The following is a 17,858-nucleotide window of genomic DNA, read 5'->3' on the forward strand; positions in this document are numbered from 1 at the left end:
ACAATCAGCATATTTCAACCTATGATTACCCTAATGATACTCAGGGAATGCATCAGCACCAATTTGTCTTCTCTCTTTTCTTACTAAAAACAATCGGTTCAAACCTTCCTGCCACGGATACTCGAATTCCAGTATCCGTTCGACCCTTCCGAGATGATGAACATAATCAATCCAATAAAGTAGCGACTCCTGTCTCAGACGCAACACTCCATTTTCCACATACATATGCATTCCGATTTCCTTGTAATTTAATTCATTAATCTCTTCGCTGGAATAAAACGGGTTTACCTTAATAAACCAGTAGCCATGATCTTTCAGAATCCTATTTAGTTCTTTTACAGTTTCGTTCGATATTTTTTCCGGCATCACATCCAGAACATTAGAGAGAATAATCCCATCAAATTCTCCATCTTGAAATTCTGATAAGGTATCAATGTTACCTACCATAAATCTATAGTTATGATAATTACTTAATTTTGCTGTCTGATTAGCAAAGGAAATACCGGTCTCGGATTCATCAATTCCTACGCCACAATGATCAGGGTAATACTGAGCATACTGGAATAGAATATCTCCTGTTCCGCATCCAAAATCACATACCCGCTTGGTTTTTTCTCCAAAAATGCCTAAACAGGCATCAAAGGTCGGTTCCACCGTTAGTGTAAGCCTTCTTAAGTCTACCGGTATACACTCATTATATTGCTGGTTCCAAAAAGCCTTCTCGTTATCATATTCCTTCACATTTATCATCTTCCTTCAATAACTAAGAGCTTCTGTATGCTAGTGATGCATAGCACGACTCTCTTATATATACGGTGCATTTCTATCATAATCAGATAGAATTATATTCTTCAAAGGCAATCTTAACCCAATCCCAGGATCTTTATAGTTAATCTGCTTTGCACAATCTTCTATAAAATATTCATCAATTGCAAACTGTTGAATGGTATTGTCCTCCATAGATAAAAATGCATGCCCAAATCCGTCAGGTATATACACTGCTTTCGCATTATCAGCACACAATTCAATAACCTTCCATTGTTTATAGGTTTTTGATTCAGGACGTAAATCCACAATGTAGTCCAGCCCTTTTCCCTGGATAACACTCACCAGCTTTGCTTGAGGGTAATCAGAGGTTTGATAATGTATACCAAAAAAAATCCCCTTTGTCGGCATTGTATATACACGATATTCCTTCACTTTAAAATCAATGCCTATTTCGGACAAATCCTTCTCATGATACGTTACAGACATAATTCCTCTTCTATCCTCTCTACGTGATAGTTCCAATATCTTAACTTCTTCAAAAATGCTATCAATAATCATCATACATTTCACCTACTCTTCGCCCGAAAACTTCTGATTTTACGCTAAAAGCAATAGTTTCATACAATTCTCTTTCCTACCATGTATTTACTGTTTTTACTTTCCTATTATACTATTATTTACTATTGATGCAAACAGCATTTACATAAAGTATAAATTTATAACCTCAATATCAACAGCTATAGCAATTGTCAGGCTTATATTATCTCCAGTTATTATACTTCTGAAATATGGATCTAATATTTCTAGTGAGTAGAATTATTTACTATCAGGAAGCAAAATATAAAGTAAATCTTATCATCCTTCAAATCTCGTGCCTTGTGAATCATAAGCAATCCAAAAGAACGTGCGTAGAAAAACCATCAACTTTCAATTATTATTGAAGGTTGATGGCTAATGGAAGGAAATATTATATATCGCTAGATATATAATATAGAAAAAAATAAAAATTATTCACTTATTTCAATATTAACGTCAACATCTACGTTCCCTTTAATCATAGACCATACTGGGCACATCTTTTCTTCCGCAACTTTTAGTACTTCAAGAGCCTCTGCTTTTGACAACTCTTTCGACTTGAAATTCAGGTTTAATAAAATGTGTTGAAGAGCCTTGGGATGTTCATCACGCACAGTACCTTCTACTTCCACAGCAACACCATCTACCTTTTTCTTTAACCTATATCGTAGTAGGGATAAAAGTGTTGAACTTACGCAAGAGCCGAAGCTTGCCATAAAGAGTTCCAGTGAAGTATAGCCATGACCAGATCCGATAGGCGGAAAATAGTCAACTATTATCTCCGGGTTATCACGAGCCGTGGCACTAAACATTGTCTTTTCATCAATTGTTTGTAGTTTTACAGTTAAAGAATCCATAATATCAATCCTTTCATTTGTTTTTATTTGAATATGTTGCCACATCAAATATCATATTAATTTCTTCTCTAATTTCGTTGTCTGGAATATCTTCCTCTAATAACACAATACGTTGTATCATCTCCGTAATAGAACGTGCAATAAACTTTGCCCACTGTACGGAACCAACAATAGAAGCATACTCCTCCCAAGCTTTATGGTAGGCTCTCTGTTCCCATTCCATAAGCTTTTTTCTGCACTCTTCACAACCTTCACATCTCAGCCATGTTTTCATGGCAAGACGATAAATAATCCTTTCGTCTTCTGTTAAATGCTTTTTTTGAATGACCTTATGAATATTGTATTCTATATATGAAACGTCCTTAGGAAGCTGTGTCCATAACCGTGCGACCAAATCTTCAAAAGCCACACGTACTACCTCATCGAATAGCTTTTCTTTGTTTTCATAATAATAGTAATTTCTCCCGTTTTGAGATGGCCTCCATTAGGAGTACTGCTTATCCTTATTAATTCAGACTCTGCTTTCTTAACTACTTCATTCATTTAATTCTCCCTCCCTGGAATATACATATACTATGAAACCGTTTTAAGCTATATTTTTATACTTAATATCTCATCAATATACTTTAATATATGGCTTTATATTTACTTGCTCTGTATTAGCTACATACCAATCATATGATTCCTTACATCATCTTTCAAACTTTTTCAGTAGAGACATTTTTATTTTCTCGTATTTACCGGAATACGGGTGCTCTCGCAATGGTAAATTAAAATGCTTTTTCCCTTTTAGGACCGTGGTCGGGTGTGTAAACTCCCTGAAGCCCCACACGCCATGGTATGCACCCATTCCGGAGTGTCCAACTCCATTAAACGGTACACCTTTTACCATCATGTGAATGCAAACCTCATTGATACATCCACCGCCATATTGCATCGACGACATAATCTTCTTTGCCCATCTCATATCACTGGTGAAAACATACATAGCAAGAGGATGTTCTCTGTCGGCAATGATCTCCATCAAGCTGTCAATTTCATCATCCTTGAAGGGTACAATCGGCAGTAGCGGACAGAACAGCTCATGATTAACAATATCCTCGTCGTTTGTAACAGGATATATCATTGTCGGAGCGAAGCGTCTTGTTTCTCTGTTACCGGTTCCTCCGAAGATGATCCTGTCTTTATATTCATCCGCAAGTTTCTGGCATTTGTCATATGCAAAATCGTTAATAAGCTTAGGATATTCTTCATTTTCTTCGGGCTTCTCACCGATTTGCCTGATAAATTCCTTCTTTAATGCCTCGTTAAAGGAATCCGCTATCTCGTCGGCTACTGCAATCTGATTGATATTGATACATATTTGACCTGCATTACAAAGCTTGAAAAAAGCAATTTTACGTGCGGCATCCGTTATGTCAGCATCTTTTCTGACAATACACCAGTTACCATTTTCGCCACCAAGCTCCAGTGCTACTGATGTTAGATTCTTAGCCGCTTCTGCAAGTACATGCTTTCCAATTGCAGGGGAGCCTGTATAGAATATTTTATCATATCGTTGAGCCAGGCACATATCAGCCACATCGTGACCACCGTCTATTACAGTTATATAACTCTCGGGGAATGTGTCTGCAATCAGTTTCTGCAAGGCTTTGGTACTTGCCGCTGATTTAGAGCTCGTCTTAATCACAGCCGTATTCCCTCCTGCAATACTTGCCGCAAGTACTCCCAGTGTCAGAAGAACCGGAAAATTAAATGGGCTGATAATCAGAGAAACACCATATGGCATTTTGTATACCGTGGTACACATACTCGGAAAACATAAAAGTCCGCTATAATGCTTTTCGGGTCTTGCCCATTTTTTCAATCCGTGTATTGATTCATTAATCTCAACGATTACAGGACCAATATCACATATATACGCTTCTGTTTTACTACGCCCGAGATCTTCATACAAGGCTTTTTCAAGTTCTTCCTCACGTGCAATGACAGCCGCCTTCAATTTTTTCAGCTGCTGTAACCTCCATTTCACATCAAGGGTGACCCCGGAACGAAAAAAGCTTCTCTGGGTTGCCACTATTTTCTGTATAATTTCATGTGTATAAGTCATAACTATAGTCACACCTTTCTAATCTTACCAATATAATCACATAATTACCGAGCGCTTAACGATAATCTCTACCCCATTAGTTCTTCCTGAGTCATTCCATTCTCTTTCCGTAACTCCACAATATTCTCAGACAGCTTCATTATGTATCACCTCTTTTTATTTTAATCATAGACAATCCATCTGATTATTTCCACCAATTTCTAAGTGCTTTTATGCAACTTCCAGGTGCCTTTCATATAAATATACCCTCGATATGTATTCATAAACACACATCGAGGGATACTTTCTGTCGATTTTCTATACATTGGAATGCTTAACATAGTATTTTCTCTTTACATAATCAAAAGAGGAAGTCACTGGCACTGTTTCATCCTTGATAAATGTAATTACCAAAGCTGGCACTGCATAAATAAAACCAAAAAGAGAGGCATATATGCCAAAGAACTTTACAGCATAGTAACTAACAACTATATTTATGTGAAACCAGAATAATGTATTGATGTAATACAGTGCTGTGTTCCGTTGTTTTTTGTCCTTACTAATGATATATTCGTTTAAGGCAAGCAACATCTGTCGGAGATTGTTTGTGGAGAATACAGTGGAACTGTTATACCCCCTTACCCCGTGAAATACACTCCATTGGGTAGAAAGCATGAAGAAAATAGGAAGTATACCTACCACCTTATTTACCTGTTGTGGTATTATAGTCAGAACCAGAAAGCCTGCCATATTAATAAATATGCTGTAGCGCTGCAGATTTATTTTGGTTTTTTTCGAAAGAAGGACTACAAGCTCCATTCCTAAAATATATAAGAAAAATCCTATACTCCTAATTAGAAGCTCCGTCTTGTTGTTACCCACAATATCTAGGACAATATCGATCATGTTAATCGTCTGTGCAGAACCTAAATTTCCTCTGAAAAGTACAGCATAACCACCCATAAAACCACCTATGCTACACATTATGCTATGTAATATTAAGTCCCTGTTCTTCTTCATAGAAGGACGAATACTTTTCATGTCCCTGTTCTTTGCTAAGCCATTCACATTACTGCCTCTTTTCTACTGACGTATATAAACAATAAGCATACTCTATACTATATCTGACATTTCCCTAATCCCCTCAATAATCAAAGGCTTTATTCTTTCTTCAATCATCGCCCAATCTTGTATAATCTCAGGGAAAATAGAGTTCTCCGACTTCTTTATGCAGGTGTCATCCTTTAAGCCAAAGGCTACCCCGTTCTGATATTCACTATTAGGTTGTACTATATGAAAAGAAAGTGCTTTCAAAGTATTTGCTATCGGAGTAACAAGATTATCATGATAATACTTTATATTAGCTTCATTGTCAACCATTCCACCGTGGCCAATAATACCAACTCTCATATTATTAAATGGGGATTGATAACCTGGATCATTTATCCAACCTGCATATGTAATTTCATTCACTTTTTCAAATATCATCAGTAGTTTTGATGGAATCGGCGAATAATGAGGTACAACTAGATACATACCCTGTACAGTCATTAATGCTTTCAGTAGTGTGTTGAATTCCTCATCATAAATGCATAATCCATTGGAATAACATGCCCCACATAGTATACATGGTTTAATGTTATAATCCTTCAAAGCAATTATTTCTACCTCAATATCCTCTTTTGCTTCCTTAAGAATAATATCCTTAATCATATTACAGACTCTAACAGAAGTACTCTTTTCCTCAGCCAAATTAGTATTTGATGCTGAAATACATGCGATTTTCACCTTAGTTCTCCCCCTATTATATAAGCATCGTAAGTCCATCTTGCATATCCATATCTTTCTAAGCTACTTTTTCCCTCTTTCGCAAGCAACTGGTCTCTGACGTTTGGACTGCTCATGATGTTTTCTACATTCGTCACATTTTCCATGACGTTCGCATTTTTTCTTCTTACAAGGACAATTCGAATTTAGCATAAAATATCCCCCTCCCTCATATTGTTAGTGTAAAGTATTTTACACTGATTTTTTATAAGAACCCTTTATTTTTCAAGGGTTACAGAGCTTTTTAAAATAAAAAAACAATGACCCCCTATTTTCAGTTATAATTGAAGTTACCACACAACAAAATACTGAAGAAAGGTCATTGTTATGGACTCAATTATACTCTATTTAATTAACATTATTCAAGAGCAGTACAAACAAATCTGCTATTTACTTCTCTTTATCTGCAAATATATTCCTCTCAAGCAGTGGGCTTTCGATGATTCCCATTCCCCTGAGTACCAAAAATTCAAGGTTGATAAACTTCCTACTGTGTACACTCCTGCAACCTTCGATTATCAGCTTTACATAGCTTATATCAAACACCGCTATGGTTACCTGATTAAACCAATCAAACGCCGTTCCGAATCTGATATCCCAAAGGATTTGGTCTGTCCCCGCTGCGGTGCTCCTCACGATTACTTATACAAAAACAATGGCGCCAAAGGTCAATTCATGTGCAAGGTCTGTGAGGAACTCTTTAACTCCGATAACATTTATAATCATACCATCGAGCTTCGCTGCCCTTACTGTGGTAACATCTTGGTTCCCAAGAAGGAGCGTAAGTTCTTCCGTATCCACAAGTGTACCAATCGTAAATGTAGCTATTACCTAGCCAATAAACGTAAGCTTCCACCAGATCTGAAACCGGAAGAAAAACACAAATATAAGCTCCACTATATCTATCGTGAGTTCACGATGGATTTCTTTCGCATGGACTTACACTCCCTTCCGTCAAATGCCACGGGCTTCAGTTTCAAGAAGTTTTCTCCTCATATACTGGGATTGGTTCTAACCTATCATGTAAACCTAAAGCTCTCCACCAGACAGACTTCTCATGCATTGAAAGAGGTTCACGGTATCGACATTTCCCACACTACTGTTGCCAGTTATGCTATGACCGCGGCTTGTGTCATTAAGCCTTTCGTAGACACCTACGATTATAAACCATCCAACATCCTCTCTGCCGATGAAACCTACATCAAAAAGCTCGGTAAAAAGCATTATGTCTGGATTATCATGGATGCATGTAAAAAGAGCATCCTTGGCTATCAGGTCTCCGATAACCGGAGTGTCGGTCCCTGTATTCTTGCCATGCGCATGGCCTTCGAGAAGTTCAAAGTGTTTCCCTCAAAGCTTCTGAAATTCATTGCTGACGGTTATAGTGCCTATCCTCTGGCAGCCCAGTATATAAAAGCTCAGAAAGGATGGGACTTTGACGTAACACAGGTAATCGGACTTACAAATGATGATGCTGTTTCAACCGAATTCCGTTGGGTCAAACAGGTTGTGGAACGTTTAAATCGTACCTTCAAGATGTCCTACCGCATCACCAATGGTTATAACAGTGATGAGGGTGCCTTGTACGGAGTTTCCCTGTGGGTTGCTTATTACAACTTCCTAAGACCGCATCCCCATAATTACTGGAAACCTTTAAATGAGATAGATGAATTCGAGAAAGTAGGGAACATGCCCGCCAAGTGGATTATCCTCATCCGTTTGGGGCAGCAAAAAATCTTGGAAATGCAGAAATCCTCCGCTGTGTCAGGTAATACCTGTTCCTAGATTAAGGAGCCAGAGGTGGTACCCAGCCACCGGAAGTTTACTTCCGGCTTGACCTTGAATGCAATAAAAAGTAATGCTACAATGCTGTGAATACGACGGTAAGAACTTCCTGTTCCTGAGTTACTTCGCCGTCGGTGAAACCTTCAGAGCATTACTTTTTGTTGCAATCAAGGTTGGCGTAGTCTGCCACTGCATAAATTTCTAGTTAAAATATTTGCTTTTTCAATGTTCAAAGGATCATATTTCTTTACATCAGTTTTTCATACCAAACTTTACACTACCCTCATATTTTGTTCCTGTTTTTTAATATATTGCTTAAAATTCACTTTCATAATCGGATAAGTACATCCTCATTCGATAGTATCAATGTTTAACCTGTGTTTTATTATATTTTGCGCCTAACGACAGGTCACTGTCAACCTTTAGTTAATTTGTCAGAAAATATTGAACTACACAATAATAGGAGCTATAATTAGAGTTGGAAGTAGTATCATGAAATAACTAATTCAATTATAGGAGGCTTCCCATGAAATATTATGTAGATGCAAATGCTTTGAAAGACGGCAATGGTTCCAGCCAGAGGCCATTTCGACGAATTGGCGATGCTGCGAAACTGGCTCTTCCTGGTGATGAAGTATTGGTAGCACCAGGAGTTTACCGCGAATATGTAGATCCCGTAAATGCTGGTACTGAAGATGCTCGCATCACTTATTCCAGTACAACACCTCTAGGTGCAGTAATAACTGGTGCAGAGCAAATCAAAAACTGGAAACATTACAAAGATAATGTCTGGGTATGTCGAGTTGCAAATAGTGTTTTCGGTAATTATAATCCCTATACAACTTTAGTATTTGGAGATTGGTATTTCGCAACACCCAATAAACATACTGGCTGTGTCTATCTCAATGATAAGGCTATGTATGAAGCTACATCGATAGAAGAATGTATCAAGGGCGAAGTTTATGAATGTAGCTGGGTGCCTGAAGAATCTATCTATAAGTGGTATACCGAACAGGATACAGAAGCCGATGAAACCATTATTTATGCTAATTTCCAGGGCCTTGATCCTAATCAGGAAAATGTTGAAATCAATGTCCGCCGCAGATGCTTTATGCCATCAAAGACCGGCATCGGATATCATACAGTAAGTGGATTTAAAATCGAAAAGGCTGCCACCACATGGGCACCACCTGCAGCATTTCAGGACGGTATGATTGGCCCACACTGGAGTAAGGGCTGGATTATCGAAGACTGCGATATTTCAAACAGCAAGTGCGCTGGTATTTCTTTGGGCAAATATCTTGATCCGGACAACGATCATTACTTCACATATAAACATGTAAAGAGCGCTACCCAGATGGAACGGGATGCCGCTTGCCGTGGACAGTATCATGGCTGGCTAAAAGAAAAAATTGGTGGTCATATTATTCGTCGCTGTAATATCCACCATTGTGAGCAAGGTGGTATTATTGGTCGAATGGGTGGTGTGTTTAGCGTCATTGAGGACAACCATATCCATCATATTAATAATATGATGGAACTTGGCGGAGCAGAAATATCCGGTATTAAAATGCATGCAGCTATTGATGTACTCATACGCCGTAACCATATCCATCACTGTACTATGGGTATCTGGTGTGACTGGGAAGCTCAGGGCACACGTATTTCTCAGAACCTGCTTCATGATAACCAGCGGCCAGCCTATGCCAAGAACCTTCCAGGAGGTATGATGTCTCAGGATTTATTTGTAGAAGTCAGCCATGGACCAACACTGATCGATAATAACATCCTGCTCTCAGACGTCAGCCTGCGATTTGCAACACAAGGTGTCGCTATGGTTCACAACCTTATCTGTGGATCATTTACCAGCGTAAGCGATGGTACCACTTGGCGATATACACCATATCACATACCACATCGTACTGAAGTTATGGGATTTATGACCATTCTTCATGGTGACAACCGTTTCTACAACAATATATTCTTCCAGAAGTGGCCATCGGATGACTATGTGACCTATGATGATCAAGATGCTAGTCATGCCTATCATGAAAACAGAGCTGTCGGTACCCACGTTTTCGATGAGTATCTAACCTACGATGAATGGATTGCTCAGTTTGATTTTACAAGGTATCCTAATATGAGAGAATTGGAGCCTGTTCATTTTGGTCATTTACCTATCTGGAGTGAAGGGAATGTATATCTAAACGGTGCGAAACCATGGAAAAAAGAAGTAAATGGTCTGACGAGTGAAAATGTTGGTCAAGAGCTTAAGGTTGAACTGGTGGAAAAAGACGGTCAATATTATCTAAGTACAAATGTATTCGACTATCTCAAGGATTTCAGTAACCGGATGATCCATACCGAACTCCTCGGTAAAGCTTTCGAACCAGAAGAATATTTTGAGAATGCAGATGGTACACCAATTCGCTTTGATGCGGATTACTTTGGAAATCATCGTGGTATTCATGTCGTACCGGGTCCGTTTGCATCACCCTCTGATAGTATGAAATTATAATAAATAAAACCGCTGCAACTTTCCTCCTGTACGAGAATGAAAATTGTAGCGGTTTTCTCTTTCTATGAAGATGCCCTTTAATATATGAAATCGCATATCTTTAACCTGGGAGAATGTACTTTTTGTATGATAGGAGATATATGCAGTCTTCTATTTCAAGGCTTTGGTAACAGCAGTCTTCGTTGCAACGGTTGTCTTTTTGCCGGTTTTCGTACCCGTCTTCGCAACCGGAGTGATCTCTACTATCAAGTATTTACCCACATCAGCTTTTGTCGGTGTATACGTCTTCTTGTTCGCATTCTTGATCTTCTTCTTGTTCTCTCCTTTCGGACTGTCTGCACGATACCACTGGATTGTTGTCTTACCCTCTTTATCTGATTCGGCATCCTGATAGGTATATTTTAAGGTTAACTTACTGCCTACTACTGTTTTACCGGTTATCTTTCCCCCTACTGCCTTTGGGGCTTTGTTCGCTGCCACCTTGACACAGGCTGATACGGTTGAACCCGTAATCTCACCTGATACTGCAACCGGGGTTATCTCAACGATGAGATACTTACCCTGGTCTGCTTTTTTCACCTTATAACTCAATGTGCCTTCGGCTACCAGCTTCTTGTTCTTCCCCTTCTTGTTGTCTGCCCGGTACCAGGAGATCAGGCTCTTGTCTTCCTTGTCCTTTTCTTTATCTTTGTAGTTATAAGCGGCAGTTAATTTTTTGCCATATTCAACTTTTCCTGTTATTTTTAGACCAGAAGCGACCGGTGCTTCGTTTATAATGCTTATCATGGTGAAGGTACTGAACTTACTTACATCAATTTCAATTCCGACCGGGTTACCGTCAGAATCGTATATAATTGTACCACGGTTAAACTCCTGTTCTCCGTCACTATGATTGACATAAACGCCTAAGCCGCTTAAGAACAAATCACGCTGCGTCTCATCCTCCGGGATTTCGATGTCCTTCAGGGAGAAAACCAGCTTTGTCGGATATCCCTGATAAGTCGTCTCTATCCTCAAGGGATTTCCAAGCGCAACAGCCTCGTCGCCTCCGGTAGCAGTCTGCACCACTTTGGCTGTAATAGCATTTTCGACTACAGCTGCCTTCTCATCCTTTTTATCCAAAGGAGTTACCCGGAAAATTAAATCTTTTCCATCTTCTGCAACCGCTTGAACGGTCTCCTTCGGTATATCAATACGAACATTTTCTGTCGTTACTTCAAGAGCAATTTCGTTGACTGAAAGTTTCTTGACTGCCGCTTTTTTAATAATAAAGTTTACTTCATCAGCTTTATTATCCTCAGTTCCGTCCACTTCAATCAGAATCTTATTTTGCTTCTGTTTTAGAACCTTTTGAATTACTTCCTCTGCCTTCGATTGGTCTATATCAACTGAATCTATTATATAACCATCCGTTTCTCCACGCATGATACCAACAGCAGACACCACGTTTACTGAGTTTTCACTAACTCCATACACTGTAGCCTGATAGATATTTAATGTCGCTGCCGGTGTCGACGGAGTAGGCGTGCCACCACCGCCACCACCGCCACCGCCGCCACCTGTGGATGACGAGGCGTCTGTCTTCACTGTCAGTGCTGCGCTGACTGGCGAGGCTTCATGGTTTACATCTTCCCTAATACGGGTGATAAAGCTGTACTCTGTGGAAGGCGTAAGTCCTGTAAAGATATTACTTGTCTGCCAGGTGGTTCCGTTGTCTTTCGAGAACTCCTGCCCCGCTTTGGGTGTCAGGGTCACACTGGTGTTCGTCTTGCTTTGAAGCGTCGGCGCTGCGGGAGCCTGCAGCCCCGTTGCTCTAGTGATACTCGCTGTCGCCGTCGGTGCACCGGTGAGTGAAGCGGAGTAATTTTCGACATCTGCACCTGATAAAGTATAACCAGTAATTCTTACCGTCTTTTGGCTGCCCGCAGCGGCGCTGTCAAATTCGACTGTAACAGACGCGATTGAAACCTTATCGCCCGGATTTACACCGACAAGCGTCAGATTGTTTGTGGCGATGGTTGCATCTCTGTCACCGGAGTATTCCTTATCGTTTACAGTAAAGCTGCCACCGAGTGTCAACTGTTTTCCCGTGATCACGCCTGACGTATAAGTGGGCGCACCTGTAATGGAAAGGGTATAGTTTCCGGATTTCATCCCCGTGAGGGAGCTTCCTATCGTTAGGGATACCGTCTTACCTGTACCAATTTCAGGTGTGTCAAAGGCAAGAACGGGGACAAGAGTCACATCGTCACTACCAACTCTGCCAATAAGATTCATTTCATTTGTGGCAATGGTCGCATCCATCGTTCCGTTATATTCTTTGACCTGCGCGGTAAAATACCCGCCTACTGTCAGCTCCTTCGGTATGATGTTCCCCGTGGCTGTGGGTACATCGGAGAAGTCAAGGATGTAATTTCCTGCGGCAGATCCCGTCAGATACGAATTGCTGAGGCTGACGGCCTTGTCCTGACCCACATCCGGATCCAGGAATGTGGCGACGAAGTTTGCAGTCAGGTTGTCTGCGTCACCGCCTATGCAGTCTGACGTGTTAATCGACAGCGTGAAAGTAGCGCTGATATCCGCATCTGTGTCTCCGTCATACTCCTTGTCCTCGACCTCGAAGTAACCGGTGACTCTAAGAGGAATAGGTTTAACAATGACCTGAATGCTGTCTAGTGTAGTACCATCTGTAGCTTTCAGGCTGACCGTCGCTGTTCCGGTGTTATTTGCTTCTATTTTAATAGTTCCGTCATCATTTAAATTCATGATTATGACGTCCGAATCACTGTTGCTCCATGTGACCAGTCCGTCCGCCGGGGTTACATACTCGGTAGAAAAATCCGCTCCTAAGTCGTCGCCATAGGTCAGCGTCAGTGTTTTTGTGGAGGTATCATACCGATCATCCCCGCCGATATTGACAATACCTGCCGAGGTTGCCGCAGGCGGCGCGGGCAGAGGGTTGGGAACCAAAGCCTGCAGGTAGGGATATGATACTCCCTCGCTAATGTCCCAAACTCCTGTTCCATGAGTGAAATCCCATCCGCTGAAGGTTACCTCCTGTATCATTTGCATCGAGGTCTTTGGTTCCCCTCTGTCATCATAGTCTGACTGTCCGCTGGTTTGGCTATTGTAGTAGGATGTCGTTACCGTACAATCGTCTGATTTAACACCGACCAGTCCACCAAGTCCACCCCAACCTTCATAGTTGCCTGTATTTCCGGAGCGCAGCGCATCCCGCATTCATACCGTAAAGAGAATAATTCGTAACAGCTTTGAAAATCTGATTATGCAAAAAGCCAAACTGATTGTGGAAAATTGCGAACTTGCATTCAAATTCTTCAGTGAGCATTTCAAGCTTGATGTAATTCTTTGATAGCAGAAGTGCCTTGCCAAATATAATATAATTAAAACCAAGACCTCCATAAAATAAATGTGCGGCGGACATATCCCCGGTTTGCAGCCACCTGGGGATGCTGTCGATACGCATGAGGCAACCGTTAACGTATCCTTCCACCATCTCTAACCCGGTGTTGTAATATGGGTTATTTGCCTTCGTCACATCTTGTTTTAGTTGCCGCAGCAGTTCCAATGCTTCGTCAATCTTTCCCTGATAAAGATATAGTCTGATTAAGGTAAAATAAGCACAAATCATTATACTGGTCTGTTCTTTTGTCTGAGCTTTATAAATGGCTTTGAAGGCATTTAGCTCCACCGTATGCCAGTCACCGGTTTCCAATGAATATTCTGCCAGAGCCACATAGTCACAACCGATACCGCAGCCGTCAGCCAACTTAGCAAATATCGGAAAATCCGACACGATGCATCCGGTAAGCTCATTCAGGCTGCCAGGCTCCCTGTAACAGGTATAAAGTAAATGGGGAGAACCTAATGTGAATTCCGCCTCACGCTTTTGCAGGCAGGAAACATCCCCGCCAAGTAAATGCTGTGCCACCTTCATACATATAGCTATTTCTTTTGCATCATTGAACACAGCAAATATCCGGGTGAGGAAAAACTCAGCCAACACACGGTTTCTGCCATGAGGGATGGGATCTTCCGCATTTTCTAAAGCTTCTTTCAGTTCATTTAATCGCATCACTCCATCATGATAAGAATTTGAATCTCCGTTTGTCAAAATGATGGCTATGTACTGCAAATATGCAAGCGGATATTTAAACAGTATCTCGCGGGGTAATGTGGCGAACAGATTTAAAACACCGTCAAAAGTGGCGGAATCGCCTGTTATGGTATCCTCCTTGTCCATCAATTCGAGAACACGCACTTTCTCACCCGCACGGAAGAGATAGCAGTATGCGGTTCTGTATTCTCCTCGTGCAAGATGCCATTCGCCAAGCCGTTGATTTAGCACGGCACATTCTTCTTCATCCTTTTGTTTATTCCGAAGGAAGTCCAGCAGTACATTGTGAATGATATAGACCCCCGCTGCCTCGTCGAAGGTAATAAATGCGTTTTCACGACGCAGCTTAATAAGGATTTTCTCTGCTTCCTCTTCTTGCGTTATGAACACAGCCTTTTCAGCTGTGAAGCTGTCCATCACAGATAGGCGGAGCAAAAACCTTTTAATGTGCTCATCATAGGGGTTATAAAGCACCTTCTCCACCAGTTCATTAATTGCACTGTTTCGATTAATAGAGATTCCCCGTTCCATTCCGAGTATGATGAGATAAATTAAAGAAATCCAACCGCCTGTATAATTGATTATTTTCTTTATCACACTCTCACTGACAGTAAATCCCATCAAAGTACAGTAGTCCCTAATCTCATTTTGGGTAAATCTAAGCGTATTTTGAGATACGACATTGCACAGCCCTTTTACATAGAGTTCAGAAATGTCTAGATTTGTTGTATCACGAGTCAGGATGACTATGTGAAAATCGTCCGGCATCTCCATGACAAAATGTCTGAAAAGCGCGGTCATCTTCATACTCTTTGCAAGATGATAATCATCTATGACGAGTGTAGTACCCGGCCTGTAAACCATCTCATTTATGATGTTAATGGCCATGATTGTCTGCGGTGTATCGGAGGGAATACCGAGACTCTTGAGCCTGTCCTCTGTCACTTTGTCAAATTTGCCAATTTCGTTCGCAAGTCTTTCCCAAAACCACGATGCCGTGTCATCTTCTGGTAAAAAGGAGGTCCATATGACAGGCACACCTTTTAAAGCAAGGAATTCACGCACTGCCGTTGTTTTACCGTAGCCCATAGGGGCTTCTACAATAGTTATTGGGTAATTGAAGATATCTTCCAAAGATCTATTGACACGATCTCGTTTGAGGGCCGTAAGCTTTTTCATTGGACTTTCTCCTTTCATCGGGAGTAAGTTTACGTATATCATCTGATATGTATATATTTCATATTGTTAATATATGACATTTTTAATAAGTCTTCAAGAAAGAGTAGCTATGGTGATTGCGTAACTATACTGTAGGAAATAGAGAGGCGGAGTTCACCAAAGATGTGTTTAAGTATTCACACCTATACTATACCTTTTTATATATTCTTTTACAAGCCCCATATATGGGCGTTAAACCATGCATAAGAGTTGAATAAAGTAAAATAATGTTAATTGAAACATTCTTGACAAATACAGAATCTCCATATATAATCAATTGCATTAAAGATAAAGGCGTCTGAATTTCAGACGTCTTTTTTTATTTTATTTTAGATTCCCATACAGAATTAGAAAAGAGGTGGTTTCATGATCAAGATGGAAAATGTAAATAAGTTTTTTGGGGATCTTCATGTACTTAAAAATATAAACCTGGAAGTTGCAGAGGGTGAAAAATTAGTAATTATTGGGCCATCAGGATCGGGGAAATCCACAGCTATCCGCTGTCTGAACTTTCTGGAGACCCCCACAAGCGGAAGTGTCTATATTAATGGAGAGCAAATCACCTTAAAAAATAAGACTAGGTTGGTCAGGGAATCGATATCCATGGTTTTTCAGCAATTTAATCTCTATCCCCATATGACTGTATTAAAGAACCTGACACTTGCTCCCCTGAAACTACATAAGAAAAGCAAAAAGGAAGCTGAGGATCTGGCATATCATTACCTTGATATTGTTGGATTAAGGGAAAAGGCTCATGTATATCCGACTACCCTGTCGGGGGGACAGCAGCAACGTATCGCAATTGCCCGTGCACTTTGCGCCCAGACAAAAATCATTTTATTTGATGAGCCCACATCTGCACTGGACCCTGAGACCATTCAGGAAGTTCTGGATGTCATGATTAAGCTTGCCAAGGAAAATATAACCATGGTAGTGGTTACCCACGAAATGGGCTTTGCACGACAGGTTGCAGACAGAATTGTTTTTATGGAGGATGGCCTGATTATTGAAGAAGGTGTGCCGGAACACTTCTTTACAAACCCTGAAAATGACAGAGTGAAGCAATTTCTCAGTAAGATTATCCGTTAATGAGACTGAAAAAGTTAACGTTCCTTTTTTTATTCACCAAGTAATCCCGTAATCATTTAAATATCTTTATATAATCAAAGGAGGTCATGTGATATGAAAAGTTTCAAAAATTATGTAGGTTTATTGCTTATGGCACTCATTCTAGTATCTCTGGTAGCCTGTGGTAGTTCATCCAGTAAAAACGATACAACACCAACCCCTGCAAGTTCAACTCCAACAGGTACCGAATCGAATTACTCACCTGATGTACAGGCGATTATTGACCGCGGTGTATTAAGAGTAGGAGTTAAGAATGCCGTTATCGGTTTTGGTTATCAGGATCCGTTGACAAAGGAATACTCCGGCCTTGAAATATCTTTGGCTGAGAAAATTGCTGAGAAACTGGGTGTTGATGTCGAGTATACTGCTGTAACAGCCGCTACTCGTACCGAGCTTTTAGACTCCGGTGATATCGATTGCGTGCTTGCAACCTTTACTATCACTGAGGAAAGAAAGATGAACTGGGACTTTTCAACACCTTACTATACAGATTATGTTACTGTTCTGGTTGAAGATTCCTCCGGAATTAAGTCTCTTGCAGATTTAGAGAATAAGAAGGTTGGTGTGTCCTCCGGTTCAACTTCTGCAAAAGCGCTGGTTATCGCTATGACTGAGGGTGGGCTCATCAGCAAAGATGGCTTTGACGAAGAAACCTTTGATCCTGCAATCTGGACCACCGGTGTTTCCTTCCAGCAGTTCGACGACTATCCAACAATCTCTACGGCTTTAAGTGCTAAGGAAGTAGATGCCTTCTGCGTGGATAAATCCATTCTTGCAGTATATCATACTGAGGGCAGATCCTATATTGAGGAGAAGTTCGCGCCTCAGAACTATGGTGTTGCAACCAAGAAAGGATCTGGGTTCTCACCGTATGTTGAAGAGCTGATTACCGGATGGTTATCTGATGGAACTATCGACAACTTGATTAAAGAGAATAATTTACAATAAGCACTT

At 40.6% G+C, this 17,858-nt stretch carries 15 protein-coding genes; 4 read left to right on the top strand and 11 right to left on the bottom strand.

What is annotated here, in order from left to right; all coding sequences use genetic code 11:
- Positions 1-30 precede the first annotated feature (30 nt).
- The 9 genes from H0486_RS11385 to H0486_RS18345 all read right to left on the bottom strand — a co-directional run bounded on the left by H0486_RS11385 (position 31) and on the right by H0486_RS18345 (position 6,270).
- Positions 31-741, bottom strand: a complete 711-nt coding sequence (locus H0486_RS11385) for a class I SAM-dependent methyltransferase (RefSeq protein ID WP_228353121.1) — start codon at positions 739-741, stop codon at positions 31-33.
- 63 nt (positions 742-804) lie between these two features.
- Positions 805-1,329: a dTDP-4-dehydrorhamnose 3,5-epimerase family protein gene (locus H0486_RS11390; protein WP_228353122.1), complete on the bottom strand. Its 525-nt coding sequence runs from the start codon at positions 1,327-1,329 to the stop codon at positions 805-807.
- A 446-nt stretch (positions 1,330-1,775) separates the two neighbouring features.
- A complete protein-coding gene (locus H0486_RS11395) occupies positions 1,776-2,201 on the bottom strand; it encodes an OsmC family protein (RefSeq protein WP_228353123.1) in 426 nt (141 codons plus the stop codon).
- A gap of 13 nt (positions 2,202-2,214) precedes the next feature.
- Positions 2,215-2,610 (bottom strand): hypothetical protein, encoded by a 396-nt coding sequence (locus tag H0486_RS11400; RefSeq protein WP_228353124.1) that lies wholly within the window; start codon positions 2,608-2,610, stop codon positions 2,215-2,217.
- 5 nt (positions 2,611-2,615) lie between these two features.
- Entirely contained in the window at positions 2,616-2,744 is a 129-nt protein-coding gene (locus tag H0486_RS18340; RefSeq protein ID WP_267023752.1) for a hypothetical protein, read from the bottom strand.
- 148 nt (positions 2,745-2,892) lie between these two features.
- Complete coding sequence (locus H0486_RS11405) at positions 2,893-4,311, bottom strand: aldehyde dehydrogenase family protein (protein ID WP_228353125.1); 1,419 nt, start codon at positions 4,309-4,311, stop codon at positions 2,893-2,895.
- Positions 4,312-4,608: 297 nt separating this feature from the next.
- Entirely contained in the window at positions 4,609-5,358 is a 750-nt protein-coding gene (locus H0486_RS11410; protein WP_228353126.1) for a YoaK family protein, read from the bottom strand.
- A 45-nt stretch (positions 5,359-5,403) separates the two neighbouring features.
- Entirely contained in the window at positions 5,404-6,078 is a 675-nt protein-coding gene (locus tag H0486_RS11415; protein ID WP_228353127.1) for an NAD(P)H-dependent oxidoreductase, read from the bottom strand.
- 63 nt (positions 6,079-6,141) lie between these two features.
- Positions 6,142-6,270 (bottom strand): hypothetical protein, encoded by a 129-nt coding sequence (locus H0486_RS18345; RefSeq protein ID WP_267023754.1) that lies wholly within the window; start codon positions 6,268-6,270, stop codon positions 6,142-6,144.
- 174 nt (positions 6,271-6,444) lie between these two features.
- On the opposite strand from H0486_RS18345, the gene H0486_RS11420 reads away from it, so the two are divergent.
- Complete coding sequence (locus H0486_RS11420) at positions 6,445-7,902, top strand: IS66 family transposase (RefSeq protein WP_228353128.1); 1,458 nt, start codon at positions 6,445-6,447, stop codon at positions 7,900-7,902.
- Between the two features lie 526 nt (positions 7,903-8,428).
- Complete coding sequence (locus H0486_RS11425) at positions 8,429-10,420, top strand: right-handed parallel beta-helix repeat-containing protein (RefSeq protein ID WP_228353129.1); 1,992 nt, start codon at positions 8,429-8,431, stop codon at positions 10,418-10,420.
- Between the two features lie 150 nt (positions 10,421-10,570).
- Here the strand turns inward: H0486_RS11425 and H0486_RS11430 are convergent, their stop codons facing one another.
- Positions 10,571-13,660, bottom strand: coding sequence for a YDG domain-containing protein (locus H0486_RS11430; protein WP_228353130.1), 3,090 nt, complete (start codon positions 13,658-13,660; stop codon positions 10,571-10,573).
- Positions 13,620-15,737, bottom strand: coding sequence for a LuxR family transcriptional regulator (locus H0486_RS11435; RefSeq protein ID WP_228353131.1), 2,118 nt, complete (start codon positions 15,735-15,737; stop codon positions 13,620-13,622). Before H0486_RS11435 ends, H0486_RS11430 begins: the two co-directional genes overlap by 41 nt.
- A gap of 405 nt (positions 15,738-16,142) precedes the next feature.
- On the opposite strand from H0486_RS11435, the gene H0486_RS11440 reads away from it, so the two are divergent.
- Complete coding sequence (locus H0486_RS11440) at positions 16,143-16,865, top strand: amino acid ABC transporter ATP-binding protein (RefSeq protein ID WP_228353132.1); 723 nt, start codon at positions 16,143-16,145, stop codon at positions 16,863-16,865.
- A gap of 93 nt (positions 16,866-16,958) precedes the next feature.
- Positions 16,959-17,852: a transporter substrate-binding domain-containing protein gene (locus tag H0486_RS11445; RefSeq protein ID WP_228353133.1), complete on the top strand. Its 894-nt coding sequence runs from the start codon at positions 16,959-16,961 to the stop codon at positions 17,850-17,852.
- Positions 17,853-17,858: the final 6 nt, after the last annotated feature.

It is taken from the genome of Variimorphobacter saccharofermentans, from assembly GCF_014174405.1.
Lineage (GTDB): Bacteria > Bacillota > Clostridia > Lachnospirales > Lachnospiraceae > Mobilitalea > Mobilitalea saccharofermentans.